This is a genomic window from Sphingomonas liriopis, assembly GCF_024211255.1.
Lineage (GTDB): Bacteria > Pseudomonadota > Alphaproteobacteria > Sphingomonadales > Sphingomonadaceae > Sphingomonas > Sphingomonas liriopis.
In genome coordinates, this window is record NZ_JAMLDY010000002.1 from 73894 (window position 1) to 93028 (window position 19135).

General features: G+C 67.9%; 20 protein-coding genes. 11 read left to right on the forward strand and 9 right to left on the reverse strand.

Going from position 1 to position 19135, the window contains the following annotated elements; genetic code table 11:
* Positions 1–56: 56 nt before the first annotated feature.
* Both ndk and M9979_RS01770 read left to right on the forward strand, forming a co-directional pair.
* Positions 57–479: a nucleoside-diphosphate kinase gene (gene ndk / locus M9979_RS01765; RefSeq protein ID WP_254287770.1), complete on the forward strand. Its 423-nt coding sequence runs from the start codon at positions 57–59 to the stop codon at positions 477–479.
* On the forward strand, positions 479–1000 hold the full coding sequence (locus M9979_RS01770) for a GNAT family N-acetyltransferase (protein ID WP_254287620.1): 522 nt from the start codon (positions 479–481) through the stop codon (positions 998–1000). Before ndk ends, M9979_RS01770 begins: the two co-directional genes overlap by 1 nt.
* 177 nt (positions 1001–1177) lie before the next feature.
* On the opposite strand, the gene M9979_RS01775 is transcribed toward M9979_RS01770, so the two are convergent.
* Positions 1178–1807: a carbonic anhydrase gene (locus M9979_RS01775; RefSeq protein WP_254287621.1), complete on the reverse strand. Its 630-nt coding sequence runs from the start codon at positions 1805–1807 to the stop codon at positions 1178–1180.
* Positions 1808–1919: 112 nt separating this feature from the next.
* On the opposite strand from M9979_RS01775, the gene lipA reads away from it, so the two are divergent.
* On the forward strand, positions 1920–2855 hold the full coding sequence (gene lipA / locus M9979_RS01780) for a lipoyl synthase (protein ID WP_254287622.1): 936 nt from the start codon (positions 1920–1922) through the stop codon (positions 2853–2855).
* Positions 2848–3306 carry a type II toxin-antitoxin system RatA family toxin gene (locus M9979_RS01785; RefSeq protein ID WP_254287623.1) on the forward strand — a complete coding sequence of 153 codons (459 nt, stop codon included), beginning with the start codon at positions 2848–2850 and terminating at the stop codon, positions 3304–3306. The genes lipA and M9979_RS01785 overlap by 8 nt, the downstream gene beginning before the upstream one ends.
* On the opposite strand, the gene M9979_RS01790 is transcribed toward M9979_RS01785, so the two are convergent.
* From M9979_RS01790 to M9979_RS01800, 3 genes are read right to left on the reverse strand one after another with little or no spacing between them, the layout of a single operon-like run.
* Positions 3267–3767 (reverse strand): CinA family protein, encoded by a 501-nt coding sequence (locus M9979_RS01790; RefSeq protein WP_254287624.1) that lies wholly within the window; start codon positions 3765–3767, stop codon positions 3267–3269. The genes M9979_RS01785 and M9979_RS01790 overlap by 40 nt on opposite strands.
* The gene (locus M9979_RS01795; protein ID WP_254287625.1) at positions 3767–4288 is read right to left on the reverse strand and encodes a hypothetical protein; all 522 of its coding nucleotides are present in this window, start codon (positions 4286–4288) and stop codon (positions 3767–3769) included. Before M9979_RS01795 ends, M9979_RS01790 begins: the two co-directional genes overlap by 1 nt.
* Positions 4285–5409: a bifunctional 2-C-methyl-D-erythritol 4-phosphate cytidylyltransferase/2-C-methyl-D-erythritol 2,4-cyclodiphosphate synthase gene (locus tag M9979_RS01800; RefSeq protein ID WP_254287626.1), complete on the reverse strand. Its 1125-nt coding sequence runs from the start codon at positions 5407–5409 to the stop codon at positions 4285–4287. Before M9979_RS01800 ends, M9979_RS01795 begins: the two co-directional genes overlap by 4 nt.
* A gap of 80 nt (positions 5410–5489) precedes the next feature.
* On the opposite strand from M9979_RS01800, the gene dusB reads away from it, so the two are divergent.
* The 7 genes from dusB to hflX all read left to right on the forward strand — a co-directional run bounded on the left by dusB (position 5490) and on the right by hflX (position 14604).
* Positions 5490–6497 (forward strand): tRNA dihydrouridine synthase DusB, encoded by a 1008-nt coding sequence (gene dusB, locus M9979_RS01805; RefSeq protein WP_254287627.1) that lies wholly within the window; start codon positions 5490–5492, stop codon positions 6495–6497.
* A gap of 7 nt (positions 6498–6504) precedes the next feature.
* Positions 6505–7572, forward strand: a complete 1068-nt coding sequence (locus tag M9979_RS01810) for a two-component system sensor histidine kinase NtrB (RefSeq protein ID WP_254287628.1) — start codon at positions 6505–6507, stop codon at positions 7570–7572.
* Positions 7569–8984, forward strand: coding sequence for a nitrogen regulation protein NR(I) (gene ntrC / locus M9979_RS01815; protein WP_254287629.1), 1416 nt, complete (start codon positions 7569–7571; stop codon positions 8982–8984). The genes M9979_RS01810 and ntrC overlap by 4 nt, the downstream gene beginning before the upstream one ends.
* A 105-nt stretch (positions 8985–9089) precedes the next feature.
* The gene (locus M9979_RS01820; protein ID WP_254287630.1) at positions 9090–11327 is read left to right on the forward strand and encodes a sensor histidine kinase NtrY-like; all 2238 of its coding nucleotides are present in this window, start codon (positions 9090–9092) and stop codon (positions 11325–11327) included.
* A 3-nt stretch (positions 11328–11330) separates the two neighbouring features.
* Entirely contained in the window at positions 11331–12707 is a 1377-nt protein-coding gene (ntrX, locus tag M9979_RS01825; RefSeq protein ID WP_254287631.1) for a nitrogen assimilation response regulator NtrX, read from the forward strand.
* Between the two features lie 80 nt (positions 12708–12787).
* Positions 12788–13315, forward strand: a complete 528-nt coding sequence (hfq, locus tag M9979_RS01830; RefSeq protein ID WP_340689039.1) for an RNA chaperone Hfq — start codon at positions 12788–12790, stop codon at positions 13313–13315.
* A gap of 2 nt (positions 13316–13317) precedes the next feature.
* Complete coding sequence (gene hflX, locus M9979_RS01835) at positions 13318–14604, forward strand: GTPase HflX (protein WP_254287633.1); 1287 nt, start codon at positions 13318–13320, stop codon at positions 14602–14604.
* A gap of 6 nt (positions 14605–14610) precedes the next feature.
* Here the strand turns inward: hflX and mazG are convergent, their stop codons facing one another.
* The 5 genes from mazG to metG are packed head-to-tail and all read right to left on the reverse strand — an operon-like array spanning position 14611 to position 19093.
* Positions 14611–15339: a nucleoside triphosphate pyrophosphohydrolase gene (gene mazG, locus M9979_RS01840; protein ID WP_254287634.1), complete on the reverse strand. Its 729-nt coding sequence runs from the start codon at positions 15337–15339 to the stop codon at positions 14611–14613.
* A 46-nt stretch (positions 15340–15385) separates the two neighbouring features.
* Positions 15386–16003 (reverse strand): retropepsin-like aspartic protease family protein, encoded by a 618-nt coding sequence (locus tag M9979_RS01845; protein ID WP_254287635.1) that lies wholly within the window; start codon positions 16001–16003, stop codon positions 15386–15388.
* Positions 16000–16764, reverse strand: coding sequence for an MBL fold metallo-hydrolase (locus M9979_RS01850; RefSeq protein WP_254287636.1), 765 nt, complete (start codon positions 16762–16764; stop codon positions 16000–16002). Before M9979_RS01850 ends, M9979_RS01845 begins: the two co-directional genes overlap by 4 nt.
* Positions 16761–17537, reverse strand: coding sequence for a TatD family hydrolase (locus tag M9979_RS01855; protein ID WP_254287637.1), 777 nt, complete (start codon positions 17535–17537; stop codon positions 16761–16763). Before M9979_RS01855 ends, M9979_RS01850 begins: the two co-directional genes overlap by 4 nt.
* Positions 17537–19093: a methionine--tRNA ligase gene (gene metG / locus M9979_RS01860; protein WP_254287638.1), complete on the reverse strand. Its 1557-nt coding sequence runs from the start codon at positions 19091–19093 to the stop codon at positions 17537–17539. Before metG ends, M9979_RS01855 begins: the two co-directional genes overlap by 1 nt.
* Positions 19094–19135 lie beyond the last annotated feature (42 nt).

Sequence of the window (19135 nt, forward strand, 5' to 3'; positions counted from 1 at the left end):
CTAGGGCGGCGCCACTTCAAAGATCCGCCCAAAAACCACAGGAGCCCGTGACCATCATGGCCGCGAACCGTACCTTTTCGATCATCAAGCCCGACGCCACCCGCCGCAACCTGACCGGTGCGGTTACCAAGATGCTCGAGGAGGCCGGCCTGCGCGTCGTCGCGTCGAAGCGCATCCAGATGACCCGCGAACAGGCCGAGGGCTTCTACGACGTCCATCGCGAGCGTCCTTTCTTCAACGACCTCGTCGAATTCATGATCTCCGGCCCCGTCGTCGTGCAGGTGCTCGAGGGCGAGAACGCGATGCAGCGCAACCGCGACATCATGGGCGCGACCAATCCGGCGAACGCCGAGCCCGGCACGATCCGCAAGGAACTGGCGGAATCGATCGAGGCGAACACCGTCCACGGTTCGGATTCGGACGAGAATGCCGAAATCGAGATCGCGTACTTCTTCGCACCCGACGAGATCGTCGGCTGATGACCGACTGGCGGCTGCGGCGCGCGTCCCAACGGGATGCGCCCGCGGTCGCGCTGGTCGCGGGCGCGAGCTTCCTCGCCACCTTCGCCGGCATCCTCGACGGCGCCGACATCGTCGCCCACGTCGCGAAGAACAGCTCGGTCGATCGGTTCGCGCACTGGGCGGATGACCCCGCCAGCATCGTCACGATCGCGGAACACGCCGAGGGCGGCGCCCCGATAGGCTATACGCTGCTGACCACGCCCGACCTGCCGATCGAGACGGGCGAGGGCGATACCGAACTCCGCCGCATCTACACGCTGCCGCTCGCGCAGGGGATCGGCCTCGGGCAGGCGCTGATGACGCAAGCGATCGCCGACGCCCGCACGATGGGCAAGACGCGCCTGTTGCTCGGGGTCTATGCGGGCAATACCCGCGCCCGCGGCTTTTACGAACGTCAGGGCTTCACGATCGCCGGGAAGCGCCAGTATCTGGTCGGCAGCACCCTGTGCGACGACCTCATCTACGCACGCAACTTATAGAGCACCAACGCTCCCACCACCCCCTCGTCACCCCGGACTTGTTCCGGGGTCCACTCCGCGGCGAGGCGTACGGAACGAGGGGAGGGCCTAAGCCCGCGGCCCGGTGGACCCCGGAACAAGTCCGGGGTGACAGAGGGAGCGGGGGAACCGTACCCCTCCGCCAAACCCGCCAACCGCTCAAGCCTCCGCGAACACCCCCTCGTCGTCCATCACATGCAGCACGCCATCGGCGATCGCGAAGTACGCGCCGCGCAGCGTCAGCGTCCCCGCCGCCTCGCGCTCCGCGACGAACGGGAACGTGCGCAGGTTGGCGAGGCTCACCCGCACCGTCTCATGCTCCAGCTCGCGCTTGGCATCCGCGCCTTCGCCGAACTTCTCCACCACCCGCGCGCGCGCATCGTCGAGCAGCCCGACCCAGTCGGCGATGAACTTGCCCTCGCCCGGCTTGGCGTCGGCAAACCCTTGCGACAGCGCCGCCGCGCAGCCACCGCACGAGGCATGGCCCATCACCACCACCTCGGGCACCTCGAGCTGCGTCACCGCGAACTCCAGGGCCGCCGAGACGCCGTGATAGCCGCCACCGACCTCATATGGCGGCACGAGGTTGGCGACGTTGCGCACCGCGAAGATCTCGCCCGGCGACGTGTCGAAGATCTGCGCCGGATCGACGCGGCTGTCCGAACACGCGATCACCATCACCTTGGGGTCCTGCCCCTCGCTCAGCTCGCTCCAGCGTTCGCGCTGTTCGGTCCACCCCTTCGAGCGGAAACGGCGATAGCCTTCGATCATGTCGGAAAAGTCGGTCATTGTGCCTCCGTCTCGGGTCGGTTTCGGCGTCCATAACGCAGAAAGCCGCGCTTGGTCCCGCTGCGGTTCCGCAAAGGTTGTTCGGAAGGCCCGGGGACGCTATCTCGCGGCGATGAACGAGATGACGCCGCTCGCCCACCCGGATCGCCCCGAACCCCGTCTGCGCAAGCCCGACTGGATTCGCGTCAAGGCGCCGACCAGCGCCGGCTTCGCCGCGACGCGCGCGCTGATGCGCTCGAAGAGCCTGACGACGGTGTGCGAAGAGGCCGCCTGCCCGAACATCGGCGAATGCTGGTCGAAGAAGCATGCCACCGTCATGATCCTCGGCGACACCTGCACGCGCGCCTGCGCCTTCTGCAACGTCAAGACCGGCATGCCGCGCGCGGTCGATCCGATGGAGCCCAACAACGTCGCCGATGCCGCGGCACAGATGGGGCTCGAACATATCGTCGTCACCTCGGTCGATCGCGACGACCTGCCCGACGGCGGCGCGAAGCAGTTCGTCAAGGTGATCGAGGCGATCCGTCGTTCGAACCCCAAGACGACGATCGAGATCCTCACCCCCGATTTCCGCAACAAGCACGAGGCGGCGGTCGAGGCGATCGTCGCCGCGCGTCCCGACGTCTACAACCACAATCTCGAAACCGTGCCGCGGCTTTACCCGACGATCCGCCCCGGCGCGCGCTACTATGCCTCGATCCGCCTGCTGGAGAGCGTCAAGAAGCTCGACCCGTCGATCTTCACCAAGTCGGGCGTGATGCTGGGTTTGGGCGAACAGCGGCTCGAGGTGCATCAGGTGATGGACGACATGCGCTCGGCCGACATCGATTTCCTGACGATGGGGCAATATCTCCAGCCGACGCCGCGCCATGCCAAGGTCGCCGAATTCGTCACCCCCAAGGCGTTCGACAGCTATGCCGCGATCGCGCGCGCCAAGGGCTTCCTGCTCGTCGCCTCGTCGCCGCTGACCCGGTCGAGCTATCACGCCGGCGACGATTTCGCGAAGATGCGCGCGAACCGCGAGGCCAAGCTCGCCCAGCATGCCTAAGCACAGCGAAACGCGCCATCTGCCCTATACCCCTGAGCAGATGTTCGACATGGTCGCCGACGTGAAGCGCTACCCGGAGTTCCTGCCCTGGGTCAGCGCGATGCGCGTGCGCGCCGACAGCGACACCGCGACGCTCGCCGACATGATCGTCGGCTTCAAGGGCTTGCGCGAGACCTTCACGTCCAAAGTCGAGAAGGTCCGCCCCGAGAGCGTCCACGTCGAATATATCGACGGCCCGCTCAAATACCTCCACAACGACTGGCGCTTTCGCAGCGAGGAGGGTGGCTGCGCGGTCGACTTCGCGGTCGACTTCCAGTTCAAGAACCGGATGTTCGAGATGCTGGCGGGACAGGTTTTCGGCGTCGCGCTGCGCCGGATGATCGGCGCGTTCGAGGATCGCGCCAGGGTCCTCTACGGCAGCAGCAGTTCGAGCGCGACCAGCGCCGCCTGAAGCCGGATCCCGCCGCGCCCCAGATCGCCGAACGCCTTGCGATCGGCATGGACGTCGGACGGATCGCCGCCCTTTTCCGCCCGCGCGAAGACGACGGTGCCGACCGGCTTCTTGATCGACCCACCACCCGGCCCGGCGATCCCGGTGATCGCCACCGCGACATCGGCGCCGCTGTTGGCGAGCGCCCCCTGCGCCATGCTCCACGCCACCGCGATCGACACCGCGCCGAACGTCTCCAGCACGTCGCTGTTGACCTTGAGCAGCTTCATCTTGGCATCGTTCGAATAGGTCACGAAGCCTGCGCCGAACACGTCGGACGATCCCGGCACCTCGGTGATCGCCGCAGCGACCAGCCCGCCGGTGCAGCTTTCCGCCAGCGCGATCGTGCGCCCGGCGGCACGGTTCGCCTCGACGACGCGGGTCGCCGCTGCGATCAGTTCAGGGGGAAGCACGATATCCATCACCGCGCCCCTTCCGCGCACAGCGGCAGGTCGGGCACCGCGATCGCCTTGCCCTTCGCCTTCTCCGCCTTGAAATAGCGCAGCGTGGTGACGATCACCCCCGCGGTGTTCTGCGGCGGCAGCGGCGCCAGCTGCATCACGAACCGGTCGATCGTCCCGCAATCGGCCGGATTGATTCGCCCGACCAGCAACGGCGCCAGCGCCGCGGTGAGCAACGGCCGCGCGAATTCCGACTGGAGCAGCGAATCGATCATCGGATCGGACAGTTTGACGATCGCCGCCCGCGCATTGGGCCACGCCCGATCGGCGGCAGCCTGATAGCGATCGAGGAAATCGCTGTCCGTCCGCCGTACCAGGCTGGTCGCCGGCAGCCGCGTCGCGCAGATGATCCCGGTCTGCTGGATGATATCGGGCAGCGCGACGAGCGTCATCGCCTCCGCCTCGGGCGTGGTGATGCAGCGCGTCTGCGCCTCGGCGGACGAGGCGGATAGCAAGGCGACGATCGCGACCAGCGCCCTCATCGCGGCAGGCTCACGGTCGCCACCGCCTGCGCGGCGATGCCCTCGCCACGCCCGGTAAAGCCGAGCCGCTCGGTCGTCGTCGCCTTGATGCTCACGCGATCGTCTCCGAGCCCCAGCAACGCCCCGATCCGTGCCCGCATCGCCTCGCGATGCGGCCCGATCTTGGGCGCCTCGCAGATCAGCGTCAGGTCGACGAAGTCGATCCGCCCGCCCTTGGCGGCGATCAGCGACGCGGCATGCTGCAGGAATTGCGCGGAGTCGGCGCCCTTCCACTGCGGGTCGGACGGCGGGAAATGTGTCCCGATATCCCCCGCCGCGATCGTGCCGAGCAGCGCATCGGTCAGCGCATGCAGGCCGACATCGGCATCGCTATGCCCCGACAATCCCTTGTCGTGCGGGATCAGCACGCCGCCCAGCCACAATTCCTCGCCCGCCTCCAGCCGGTGCACGTCGAACCCCGACGCGCTGCGCGTCTCCCACGTCACACGCGCTTCGGCGGCGGCGAAATCGTCCGGATGGGTGACCTTGTCGAGCATCGCATCGCCCTGCACCAAAGCGACGCTCCCGCCAAGCCGCCGTACCATCTGCGCATCGTCGGTCGCCTCTTCGCCCGCCGGCCAGCCGGCATGCGCCGCGCGCAAGGCATCGACCCGGAAGCCCTGCGGCGTCTGCACGCGCGAGAGGCCATCGCGCGGCACCACCGCGCCGTCGCGCACCAGCGTATCCGCGACCGCGAGCACCGGCATCGCTGCCTCGGCCCCGTCGAGCGCCGCCAGCACCCGGTCGATCACGCCCGCGGGCACGAACGGCCGCGCCGCATCATGCACCAGCACGTAGTCAGCATCGATCGCCGCGAGGCCCAGCGCCACCGACTCGCGTCGCGTCGCCCCACCGACCACCGTCCGCACCAGCCCGAGCGCAGCCTCCGCCAGCGCCTCAGCCCCGTCGGCGATCACCACCACCACCTCGTCCACCGCAGGATGCGCGGCAAAGGCATGGTAGGCGTGCGCGATCAACGGCTTGCCAGCCACGATCGCATATTGTTTGGGAACCGCGCCCCCGGCGCGCGAGCCGCTGCCCGCCGCGACGATCAGCGCCACCGTCCTGTGGCTCTCTGTCATGCCCGCCGCCTAGCCCAAGCCGCGCGACCTTGCCAGCGCCGGCCGGACGGGGTAGGGCGTGCCCGTTTTTCAGGCAGATCATGGCAGCTCTCACGCCCATCCAGATCGGTCCCGTGCGGATCGACCAGCCCGTCGTCCTGGCGCCGATGACCGGCGTCACCGACATGCCGTTCCGCACGCTCGTGCGCCGCTACGGCTCGGGCCTCAACGTCACCGAGATGATCGCCAGCCAGGCGGCGATCCGCGAGACGCGCCAGTCGCTCCAGAAGGCGGCATGGCATCTGTCGGAAGAGCCCGTCTCGATGCAGCTCGTCGGCTGTACGCCGTATGAGATGGCCGAGGCGGCGAAGCTCGCCGAGGACCGCGGCGCCGCGATCATCGACATCAATATGGGCTGCCCGGTGCGCAAGGTCACCAACGGCGACGCCGGCTCGGCGCTAATGCGTGATCTGAAACTCGCCGCGCAACTCGTCGATGCGGTGGTGAAGGCGGTGAAGGCGCCGGTCACGCTCAAGATGCGGATGGGCTGGGACCTCGACAGCCTCAACGCGCCGGAACTGTCGCGGATCGCGGAAGGCCTTGGCGTCCAACTCATCACCGTCCACGGCCGTACCCGCAACCAGATGTACAAGGGCGTCGCCGACTGGCGCTTCATCCGCACGGTCAAGGACGCGGTGAGCATCCCGGTGATCGCCAATGGCGACATCTGCAGCATCGACGACGCGGTTGCCGCGCTCGACCAGTCGGGCGCCGACGGCATCATGATCGGCCGCGGCGCCTATGGCCGGCCGTGGCTGCTCGGGCAGGTGATGGACTATCTCGCCACCGGCAACCGTCGTCCCGATCCCTCGCTCGACGAACAATATCGCGTTATTACCGAGCATTACGACGCGATGCTCGACCATTATGGCGAGATCACCGGCGTCAACATGGCGCGCAAGCACATCGGTTGGTACACCAAGGGGCTGACCGGATCGGCCGAGTTCCGCAACGCGGTCAACCAGCAGCCCGACGCCGCCGTGGTCAAGCGCATGCTCGCCGACTTCTACGCGCCGCACCGCGACCAGCCCGTGCGGCAGGCCGCCTGACACCCCAATGGAGCGGCATAGCGGCTTCACCTCCGGCCGTCCCGGCTTCGCCGAGCTGTTCGCCGCGCTTCCCGTGGCGGTCGTCGTCGTCGATCCCGACGACCGGATCGCGCACGCCAATGCGCTTGCCGAACAGTTGCTCAACCTGTCCGAACGGGTGATGCGCGGCCAGCCGCTCGCCGCGATCCTGCCGCCGCCTACCGCCGGTGACCGCCGCGAAGGGCAGGGGCTCGCCTTCTACGATACCGAGATCGCGACGCCGCACGGCCCGAAGATCCGCGTCGATTTCGTCGAGGCGGTGGTTCCCGATCGCCCCGGCTGGCGCGCGATCACGCTGCATACCGCGGCGGGCACGCGGGGCCTGGGCCAGCTCGCCGGCCGCGGCGCGAGCGCGCGCGCGGCGAGCGGTGCCGCGGCGATGCTCGCGCACGAGATCAAGAACCCGCTGTCCGGCATCCGCGGCGCGGCGCAATTGCTCGACGCCGGTGAACTCACCGCGCTGATCGTGACCGAGGTCGACCGCATCGCCGCGTTGATCGACCGGATGCAGGATTTCAGCGACACCCGCCCGCTGCCGATCGCGGCGGAGAACATCTATCCGCTGATCGCCCATGCCCGCCGCCTCGCGCTCGCCGGCTTCGCGCGCGGCATCGCGATCGAGGAGCGGTTCGACCCCTCGCTGCCGCCCGCCGCGATCAACCGCGACGCGCTGCTCCAGATTCTTATCAACCTGCTCAAGAACGCCGGCGAAGCCACGCGAACGACGCGCAATCCGCGCATCACGATCACCACGGCCTATCGCCACGGCATGTCGGTCGCCGCCGCGTCCGGCAAACCGCGCGTGCCGCTGCCGATCGAGATCTGCGTCGTCGACAACGGTCCCGGTGCGCCCGCCGACATCGCCGACCATCTGTTCGACCCGTTCGTGTCGGGCCGGCCGGAGGGGCAGGGGCTCGGCCTCGCGCTCGTCGACAAACTGATGCGCGACATGGGCGGCATCGTCCAATACGCCCGCGAAGGAAGCCCAGAGATGACCACGCTCCGCCTGCTGCTGCCGCGTGGGCTCGCCGCATGAGCCGGATCCTCGTCGTCGACGACGATGCCGCGATCCGCACCGTCGTCGCGCAGGCGCTGCGCCGCGCCGGCCACGACGTGCAGACCGCCGAGACGCTGGCGCAGGCCGATCGCATCCTCGCGACGCGCGTTCCCGACGTGCTCGTCACCGATGTCGTCCTGCCCGACGGCGACGGCATCGCGCGCGCGCAGGAGATCGGCGAGCGCCTGCCGCAGCTGCCGATCATCATCCTGTCGGCGCAGAACACGCTGACCACCGCGGTGCGCGCCGCGGAGGTCGGCGCGTACGAATATCTGCCCAAGCCCTTCGACCTCGACGACCTGACCCGCGCCGTCGCCGGTGCGCTCGCCCGCCATGCCGCCATGCCGCAGCGGGGGGAGGGGGAGGACCCGGCGCTGCCGCTGATCGGCCGGTCGCCGGCGATGCAGGACGTCTATCGCATCATCGCGCGCGTTCTCTCCAACGATCTCACCGTGCTGATCTCGGGCGAATCGGGGACGGGCAAGGAACTGGTCGCGCGCGCGATCCACGATCTCGGGGGGCGCCGCGCCGCGCCCTTCGTCGCGATCAACATGGCCGCGATCCCGCGCGAGCTGATCGAGGCGGAATTGTTCGGCCACGAACGCGGCGCCTTCACCGGCGCCGGCCAGCGCAACGCCGGCCGCTTCGAACAGGCGGCGGGCGGCACGCTGTTCCTCGACGAGATCGGCGACATGCCGATGGAGGCGCAGACGCGCCTGCTCCGCGTCCTCCAGTCGGGCGAATTCACCACCGTCGGCGGCGCCCGCACGCTGCGCGCCGACGTCCGCGTCGTCGCCGCCACCAACCGCGACCTCGTCCAGCAGGTGGCGTCGGGCCAGTTCCGCGAAGACCTCTTCTACCGCCTCAACGTCGTCCCCGTCGCGCTCCCAGCGTTGCGCGACCGGCGGCAGGATATTCCGCTGCTCGCCCGCCACTTCCTCGACAGCGCCGTCGCGCAGGGGCTGCCGCGCCGCCAGCTGAGCGATGCGGCGGAGGCGGCGCTCGCCGCGCACGACTGGCCCGGCAACGTCCGCGAGCTCGAAAACCTGATGCGCCGCCTCGCCGTGCTCGCCCGCGACGAACTGGTCGACGCCGCGACGATCCGCGACCTGCTCGGCGCGCCCGGCACGATCCCCGACGCCCCCGACACCGGTATCGCCGAGGCGGTGCGTCACCTCGTCGAACGCATCGCCCGCGAACGTCCCGGTGCGCTCGACGACGGCACGCTCTACGATCGCGTCATCGGCGAGGTCGAACGCCCGCTGATCGAGACGATGCTGGCGCGCCACGCCGGCAACCAGCTGCGCGCCGCCCGCGCGCTCGGCCTCAACCGCAATACGCTGCGCAAGCGGCTGGATACGCTGGGGATCAGCACCCGCGGCGACGACTGACTGCGCGCGGGCCACGCGCCCGCCTCGCCGCACTGTGGCCCCAAACCACCGCAATCGAGAATTATGTGGTTTCCGTGCAACAATCGCCGTTGTACGGAAGACGTGATGCACGCGGCCCCGACGCCCGATCCGACCGACACGACCCCGGCCAGCCGGCTGCGCATCACGCCTGCGGTGGAGCTGCTGGTCCTCGCGATTGCGATGGTGACCGTGCTGACGTCATGGCGGTTGATCTCCGGCACCAAGGCGGAGGTCTCGCTGCTCAGTCCGGCGGTGGCCGCAACGCTGCTGATGGCGAACCTGTTATGGGCGGTGCTGCTCGTCGCGTTGCTGGGTCGCCGCATCGCGCTGCGCCGCGCGGCGCGGACGTCGCTCGTCGGCGGTGGTCGGCTGCATGTCCGGCTCGTCGCGACCTTCTCGCTGATGGCCAGCGTGCCGATCATCCTGGCGGTCGTCGCCGCCTCGATCCTGTTCCAGTCGGGTATCCAGTTCTGGGGGTCGGAACGCGCGCGCGGCGCGTTCAATGCGACCATCGCGTTGGCGAAACAGGGACAGGATCTCGTCGTCGAACGCTGGACGGGTGAGGCACGCGCCATGGCTGAGGACACCCGTCGTCTTTACCCGACGATCCCGCGCGATAATCGCGAGTTCAACAAATTCTTCCTGCAACAGACCTATAACCGGTCGCTCTATCAGGCGCTGCTGTTTCAGATCGTCGGCGGCAAGACGATCGAAGCGCTATACGGCTACGAGGTTCCGGCGCCCGATCTGTTCAAACAGCGGGTCTCCGGCCGCGTGCTGAACATGCTGACCGATAAGGATAGCTATACCAATTTCGACACGCGGATGATCTGGGTCGTCACGCCGATTGATCGATCGCGGGGCCTGTTTCTCTACGTCGCCACGCCCAACAACGTCGATTTTCTCAACAAGCAGAACCTCGCCGCGACGCAACAGCTTGCTGCCTATGACAGCCTACAGGCGCGCGCGCGCACGTTGCAGCTGCGCTTCAATCTTGCGCTGTTCGCGGTGGCGCTGCTGATCGTCGGGCTGGCGACATGGATCGCGTTGAAAGTCGCCGACTGGCTCGCCAATCCGGTTGGGGAGCTGGTGAGCGCCGCCGACCGCGTCGCCGGCGGCGATCTGACCTCGCGCGTCGCGGTGCCGCGTTCGGCCGACGAGATCGGCATGCTTGCGCACGCGTTCAACCGCATGACCGAGCGGCTGGGCGAGCAGACCGGCGCGCTGGTCACCGCCAATGCCGCGGCGGAAAGCCGCCGCGCGCTGATCGAGGCGGTCATGGCGGGCGTATCGGCGGGCGTGGTGGCAACGGCGGTCGATGGCACGATCCGTATCGTCAATCGCTCGGCGACGGAACTGATCGGTGCCGGTGCCGACGGACTGGTCGGCCATCCGCTCGATCAGGTCGCGCCCGAACTCGCCGAGCTGGTCGCGAACGGCGATCGCGAGGCGATCGTGCAGATGGCGCGGCGTGGCGACGCGCGCACGCTCGCCGTCCGCATCGCGCGTACCGATGCCGGCCCGATCCTGACCTTCGACGACATCACCCAGCAGCTGCTCGATCAGCGCCGTGCGGCCTGGTCCGACGTCGCGCGGCGGATCGCACACGAGATCAAGAACCCGCTTACCCCGATCCAGCTCGCCGCCGAACGCCTCCAGCGCCGCTACGGCAGCAAGATCGACCCCGCGGACACGACCTTCGCGCGCCTCACTGATACGATCGTCCGCCAGGTCGGCGACCTGCGCCGCATGGTCGACGAATTCTCCTCCTTCGCGCGGATGCCCAAACCCGTCTTCCGCGAGGAATCGCTTGTCGACATCGCGCGCCAGGCGCTGTTCCTGCACGAGGTCGCGCATCCCAACGTCCGCTTCGAACTCGACCACAGCTTTCCCGCGCCGATCCTCGTCTGCGACCGCCGCCAATTGGGACAGGCGTTCACGAACATCGTCAAGAATGCCGTCGAAGCCATTGAAAGCAAAGGCGACGAGAGCGGATCGGTGGTGATGCGTGTGCGTGAAGATGGCGAAGGTACGACCGTCGAGGTCGCCGACACCGGCGTCGGCCTGCCCCCAGACCGCGACCGCATCGTCGAGCCATACATGACCACCCGCGCCCGTGGCACCGGCCTCGGCCTCGCCATCGTCAAGAAGATCGTCGAGGAACATCACGGGCTGATGACCTTCGCCGACCGCGACGGCGGGGGCACGGTCGTGCGCATGACCTTCGACGCCGCCGCCCTCGCCGCGCTCGACCAGGGCGCCGCCACCCCCGACGAAACCGGCACCGACCAGCTCGCCGCCCTCACACGCAATCGGAATTAAGTTATGGCGCTCGACATCCTCGTCGTCGACGACGAACACGACATCCGCGAACTGGTCGCCGGCGTCCTGGAAGACGAGGGCTACGACACCCGCTCCGCCGCCGACAGCGACGCGACGCTGGAGGCGATCGCGACGCGGCGCCCGTCGCTGGTGCTGCTCGACGTCTGGCTGCAGGGTTCGCGGCTCGACGGCCTCGAACTGCTCGACGAGATCAAGCGCCGCGATCCGTCGATCCCGGTGCTGGTGATCTCGGGCCACGGCAACCTCGACACCGCGGTCGCCGCGATCCGCCGCGGTGCCAGCGACTTCATCGAAAAGCCGTTCGAGGCCGAACGCCTGCTCCTGCTCGTCGCCCGCGCGACCGAGACCGAGCGCCTGCGCCGCGAGGTCGCCAGCCTGCGCGTCTCCGCCGGGCGCGAGGACGATCTCACCGGTCGTTCCGCCGCGATCAACGGCGTCCGCGCGACGCTGAAGCGCGTCGCCGCGACGGGCAGCCGCGTGCTCATCATGGGCCCCGCCGGCGTCGGCAAGGAGGTCGCCGCGCGTCTGCTCCATGGCTGGAGCAACCGCGCGCAAGCGCCCTTCGTCATCGTCAGCGCCGCGCGGATGACGCCCGAACGCGTCGAGGAGGAGCTGTTCGGGGTGGAGGAGGGGGGCGACCTCGTCCGCCCCGGCCTGCTCGAACAGGCGCACGGCGGCACGCTGTTCCTCGACGAGATCGCCGACATGCCGGTCGCGACGCAGGCGCGGATCCTGCGCGTGCTGACCGACCAGAGCTTCAGCCGCATCGGCGGCACCCGCACCGTCAAGGTCGACGTCCGCGTCGTCTCGGCGACGTCGCGCGTGCTGACCGACGAGATCGCCGAGGGTCGCTTCCGCGAGGACCTCTACTACCGGCTCAACGTCGTCCCCGTCGTCCTGCCGGCGCTCGCCGAACGGCGCGAGGATATCCCGGCGCTGGTCGAGCATTTCATGGCGCATTACGCCGCCGACCGCCGCGTACCGACGCCGGAAATCGCCGCCGATGCGATGGTGGCGCTCCAGTCCTACGACTGGCCGGGCAACGTCCGCCAGTTGCGCAACGTCGTCGAACGCACGATCATCCTCGCGCCGGGTGATCGCATCGGCCGCATCGACCTCGACCTGCTGCCCGCCGAAGTGCTCGGCGATCAAGGCGACCTCGGCAGCGGCGGGGGCGGCGCGATCATGGGCGCGCCCTTGCGCGAGGCGCGCGAAACGTTCGAACGCGAATATCTGCGCGTCCAGATCCGTCGCTTTTCGGGCAATATCAGCCGCACCGCGAGCTTCATCGGTATGGAGCGCTCGGCGCTGCATCGCAAGCTCAAGCTGCTCGGCATCACCGACCTGCGGGAGGATTGATCGCTGGACGCGGGGGTGCATCGTTCATAGATGGAAGGTGCGCCCGACCCGGGCGCCATCCGACGCCGGGAAACGGCGCGATAGCGGGCGAACGGCCCGCCAATAAGCGAAAGGCTCAATCCATGGCCGAAAAGCAAGGCTCGCTACAGGACCTCTTCCTCAACGCTCTGCGTCGTTCCAAGACCCCGGTCACCATGTTCCTGGTGAAGGGCGTCAAGCTGCAAGGCATCGTCACCTGGTTCGACAATTTCTCGGTGCTGCTGCGCCGCGACGGCCAGTCGCAGCTGATCTACAAGCACGCCATTTCGACGATCATGCCCTCGGGTCCGATGGACATCGCCGCCTTGGTCGAATCGGTGGGAGAAGCGCAGCGCAAACAGCCGTTGCTGCAGGAGATTTTCCTCAACGCGGTGCGCAAATCCGAAGATTCGGTCACGATGTTCCTCATCAACGGCGTCATGCTGCAGGGCCAGATCGCCGGGTTCGACCTGTTCTGCATGCTGCTCCAGCGCGAGGGCATGGCGCAGCTCGTCTACAAGCACGCGGTGTCGACCATCCAGCCGGCGCGCGCGCTCAACCTCGCCGATGAGGGCGAGACGGACGAATAATCATGACCACCGGTTTCGATCGCGATCGCGACGAATTCACCCGCGGCGGACGTGCGCTGATCGTCCTGCCCGATCAGGGTGACGCGCACCGCGACGCCGACGCGCGTCTGGGAGAGACCGCCGGCCTTGCCGCCGCGATCGGCCTCGTCGTCACCGACAAGGTCGCGGTGCGAGTGAGGGCGCCCAAGCCCGCGACGCTGATCGGCAGCGGCCAGGTCGAACAGCTGGCGGTCCAGGTACGACAGGACGAGGCGGACCTCGTGGTGTTCGACGCCAGCCTGACCCCGGTGCAGCAGCGCAATCTCGAAACCGCGCTCGAGGCCAAGGTCATCGATCGCACCGGCCTGATCCTCGAAATCTTCGGCGAGCGCGCCGCAACTGCCGAGGGGCGTTTGCAGGTCGAACTTGCCCATCTCGACTATCAGGCCGGGCGGCTGGTGCGCAGCTGGACCCACCTCGAACGCCAGCGCGGCGGCTTCGGCTTCCTCGGCGGTCCTGGTGAGACGCAGATCGAGGCCGACCGCCGGCTGATCCGCGACCGCATGGCGCGCCTGCGCCGCGAGCTCGAACAGGTCAGCCGCACCCGCGGGCTGCACCGCGACCGGCGCCAGCGTGCGCCTTGGCCGATCATTGCGCTGGTCGGTTATACCAATGCCGGCAAATCGACGCTGTTCAACCGGCTGACCGGTGCCGACGTCATGGCGGAAAACCTGCTCTTCGCGACGCTCGACCCGACGCTGCGTCAGATCGCGCTGCCGGGGATCGACAAGGCGATCCTGTCGGACACCGTCGGCTTCGTCTCGGACCTGCCGACGCAACTCGTCGCCGCGTTCAAGGCGACGCTGGAGGAGGTGGTGTCCGCCGACCTCCTCATCCACGTCCGCGACATCGCGCACCCCGATACCGAGGCGCAGCGCACCGACGTCGAGGCGGTGCTCGCCGAGATCGGCGTGTCCGAGATGACGCCGCGGTTCGAGGCGTGGAACAAGCTCGACCTGCTCGACCCCGAACGGCACGATGCGGTTGCGGCGGAGGCGGCGCGCCGCGACGACGTCGTCGCGATTTCGGCGCTGAGCGGCGAGGGCGTCGAGACGATGATCGAGGAGGTCGCGGCCAAGCTGACCGCCGGCCATCGCCGCTACCGCATCACGCTGGAGGCCGGCGACGGCGCGGGCGCCGCGTGGCTGCACGCGCATGGCGAGGTGCTCGGGCAGAGCAGCGAGGGCCTCGAGACCTTTTACGAGGTCCGGCTGGCGGAACGCGACTACGAACGGTTCCTGCAACGCTGAGCCGGATCAGCCGCGCTTCACCTGCTGCCAGAGTGCTTCCTTGTCATCCAGGCTGAGCGCGGCAAACCCATCGCCGGCCACCTGCTCCATCGCCCGGAAGCGCCGTTCGAACTTGGCGTTGCCGGCACGCAGCGCGGCCTCCGGGTCGATTCCAAGATGCCGTGCCCAGTTGACGACGGCGAACAGCAAATCGCCGACCTCTTCTTCCACCATATCGGCAGGAGCGTCGGTAACCTCTTCGATTTCCTCGATGACCTTGGCCTTGGAGCCATCGGCGTCGGGCCAGTCGAAGCCGACGCGTGCGGCGCGCTTCTGCAACTTCACCGCCCGCATCAGTGCCGGCAATCCCGCGGCGACTCCGGCGAGGGCGCTGGGGTCGTCCTTGCCGTGCCGTTCCGCGGCTTTCAGTTCCTCCCAGCCGGGACTGGCGGCGGCATCGCCGAAGATATGCGGGTGACGGCGTTCCATCTTGTCGCTGATCGCCGCGACGACGTCCGCCAGCGCGAAGGCACCGGCTTCCTCGGCAATGCGGCTGTGGAAGACGACCTGGAGCAGCAGGTCGCCGAGTTCGTCCTTTACATCGCCCGCATCGTCGCGCGCGATCGCGTCGGCGACCTCATAGGCTTCCTCGATCGTATAGGGTACGATCGTCGCCCATGTCTGCGCGACGTCCCATTCGCAACCGTTCACCGGATCGCGCAGCCGCGCCATGATCGCGACCAGCCGTTCGATCACGCCGGCACCCCTCTCACATGCACCATATCAAGATCGATAATATACATTATGTAAATTCCTGATGGTGGTGTGGTTCGAGAATGAGCGTGTTTCCCTCCACCCGCCACGACTTCAGCTTGGACAGGAAATTCATGCCGAGCACGTCGGTATCGCCGAACGCCGGCGACACCACGACGCCCAGATCGCGTGCGACGATGTCGCCCAGCCTCAGCTCGCGCACCGTCGCGGTCTGCGCGCTGATCTGACCGTTGGCGGTATTGAGGATCATCGGAAAGATGCTCTTCTGCATATCGAGCGCCGCGGCCCGTGCGGTCGGTGTCGACAGCGCCGTCACCGTCGCGCCGCTGTCGACCAGCATCCGCCGCGTCACGCCGTCCAGCGTCACGCGCGCCCAGAAATGCCCGTCCGCCGCCATGCGGATGCGCGTTTCCTTGCCGACGACATTCTGATCGTCGAGCTTGAGCAGGCTGGCGACGCGCTGGAGGTACGGATCGAACCGCTCGCGCTGGCTAACCACCATCACCAGCAGGCCGGCGATGATCGCCCAGCTTGCCAGCGACAGCAGCACGCGCACGACCGGCACGCGCCGCGCGATCAGCGCCGACACCGGCAGGATGAGCAGCAGCAGATACAGGAGCGCGTGACCGCCCAGATCGATGTTCATGGAGCGAATTCGAGTCCGTCATAGCCAGGTTCGACGCCCGGCGGCAGCGCGGCGACCAGCGTCGCATAATCCATGCTATGATCCATGTGTATGAAGGCTGACCGGCGCGGTCGCAGCTCCTCGATCCAGCCGAGCACGGTTGGCACGTCCGGATGCGTCGGGTGCGGCGCATAGCGCAACGCATCGACGATCCACACGTCGAGACCGGTGTAGAGCGTGCGCATCGCCGGGGTCAGCGCGTGGAAATCGGTCGCATAGCCGACGACCGCATCGCCGGCGGTGAAGCGCAAGCCGGCGGAAGTGATGCTGCCATGCGGCTGGTCGACGACGTCGATCGTGATGCCGCCGATCGTCAGCCGGTCCGGCAAGGATGCGGCATCGATCGTCGGCGGATAGCCCTGCCGCCCGGCGAAGACATAGGTGAAGCGTTCGCGCAAGGCCTCCAGCGTCCGCGGCCTGGCATAGCCGCGTACCGGCCGCCCGAGCGCGTGGAAGATCTGGCGGACGTCGTCGATGCCGTGGCAGTGATCGGCATGATCGTGCGTCCAGATGATCGCATCGACCGCCGCGACGTCGGCGGCGAGCAACTGCTCGCGCATGTCCGGGCCGGTGTCGATCAGCACCCGCGTGCCGTCATGCTCGACCAGCAGCGACGCGCGCGTGCGCCGGTTGCGCGGTTCCATAGGGTCGCACGCCCCCCAGTCGTTGCCGATCCGCGGCACCCCCGACGACGTGCCGGAGCCGAGGATGCGGATCTTCATTGCCGGGCCTTGTCGAACAATGTGAAGAAGTTATCCGCCGTTCTGGCCGCCAGTTCATCGATCGGCTCGTCGCGGAGCTTCGCGAGGAAGACGGCGGTATCGGCCACAAACGCCGGTTCACCTGGCTTGCCGCGGTTCGGCACCGGGGCAAGAAACGGCGCGTCGGTTTCGATCAGAAGCCGCTCGATCGGCAGTCGTGCCGCGGTTTCCTGCAAATCACGCGCGTTCTTGAACGTGACGATCCCGGAAATCGAGATGTAGAAGCCCAGCGCCATGGCGGCATCCGCAAACGCGTCGCTCGCAGTGAAACAATGGATGACGCCCTTATAGGCCCCCTGCTCCATTTCCTCGCGCAGGATCGCCAGCGTATCGTCCTCGGCATCGCGGGTATGGACGATCAGCGGCAGGCCGGTTTCGCGGCAGGCGGCGATATGCGTGCGGAAGCTCGCCTGCTGCCGGGCGCGGTCGGAATGGTCGTAATAATAATCGAGGCCCGATTCGCCGATGCCGACGACGCGCGGGTGGCTCGCGCGATCGACCAGCTTGGCCAGATCGACGTGTGGATGCTGGTCTGCCTCGTGCGGATGGATGCCGATCGAGGCCCAGACGTCGGGCTCGCGCTCGGCGGTGGCGACCACCGCGTCCCACTCGCTCTCGCGCGTCGAGATGTTGAGCATCGCGCCCACCCCCCTCGCCCTCGCGCGCGCCAGCACCTCGCCCTGCTGTTCGAAGACGCCCTTGTAATTGAGGTGGCAGTGGCTGTCGGCGAACATCACGCCTCCGCCACGGCAGGCATCTCGAGCCGCGGAAACACCGGCGACGGCGGTGCGATCACGAAGCCGGTGGCGGCATGGCGCGCGTACCAGCCGTCGTCGTCGACCGCGGCATGATCGCGCTCGGTCGCGCCGATCTGGTCGAGCACCTTGGCCGCCGAATCCGGCACCACCGGCAGGATCGCGATCGCCAGCATGCGAATCGCGCGCACCAGCGTGCCGAGCACCGCATGCATCCGCTCAGGGTCGGTCTTGCGCAACGCCCACGGTGCCTGTGCATCGATATACTGGTTGCAGGCGAAGACGCCGCGCATCCACGCCTCGATCCCCTGGCTCAGCATCAGGTCGTCGAACGCGGTCGTGAGGCCAGCGCAGGCGACGACGACCTCTTCGATCAGCATCGCATCGGCGGGATCGCTGCGCCCGGCGTCCGGCAGCGCGCCGCCCAGATTCTTGGCGATGAACGACAACGTCCGCTGCGCCAGATTGCCGAAGCTGTTGGCGAGTTCGGCATTGACCCGCGTCACGATCGCCTCGGCAGAATAGCTGCCGTCCTGCCCGAAGCTGACCTCGCGCAGCAGGAAGTAGCGCACCGCATCGACGCCGAACGCCTGCGTCAGCTCGTCGGGGCTGACGACGTTGCCGACCGATTTCGACATCTTTTCGCCCCGGTGCAGCACGAAGCCGTGCGCAAACACCTGTTTCGGCAATGCGAGGTTGGCCGACATCAGGAAGGCCGGCCAATAGACGGTGTGGAAGCGCGTGATATCCTTGCCGATCAGATGCAGATCGGCCGGCCAGAAGCGCCCCAGTTCCTCCGCGTTGTCGGGATAGCCGGCACCGGTCAGGTAATTGGTCAGCGCATCGACCCAGACGTACATGACGTGCCCGGGGCTGTCCGGCACCGGCACGCCCCAGTCGAAGCTGGTCCGCGATACCGACAGGTCGGACAACCCGCCCTCGACGAAGCGCATGACCTCGTTACGCCGCGCCTCGGGGCGGATGAAATCGGGGTTGGCGGCGTAAAGGTCGAGCAGCGGCTGCTGGTATTTCGACAGGCGGAAGAACCACGTCTCCTCCGCGGTCCACTCGACCGGCGTTCCCTGCGGCGAGAGGCGTTGCCCCCCCTCCCCGTCGACCAGTTCCTTCTCGTCGTAGAAGGCCTCGTCGCGCACCGAATACCAGCCTTCGTAGCGGTCGAGGTACAGGTCGCCCTTGTCGCGCATCGCCTGCCAGATCGCCTGGCTGGCGGCATAATGGTCGGGCTCGACGGTGCGGATAAAGCGATCGTACGAGATGTTGAGAGTATCAGCCATCGCGCTGAAATGTGACGACATTTCATCGGCGAAGGCACGCACTTCGACACCCTTGGCGCGCGCGGTCTGCGCCATCTTCAGCCCGTGCTCGTCGGTGCCGGTCTGGAAGCGGACGTCGCGCCCCGCCTGTCGCTGGAAACGCGCGATCGCATCGGCGGCGATCATCTCATAGGCATGGCCGATGTGCGGGCGCCCGTTCGGGTAGTGGATCGCGGTCGTGATATAATAAGGATCGGCCATGGCGGGCGTTCTAGTCGTTTCCCCGCGCGAGGTGAAGCGGCG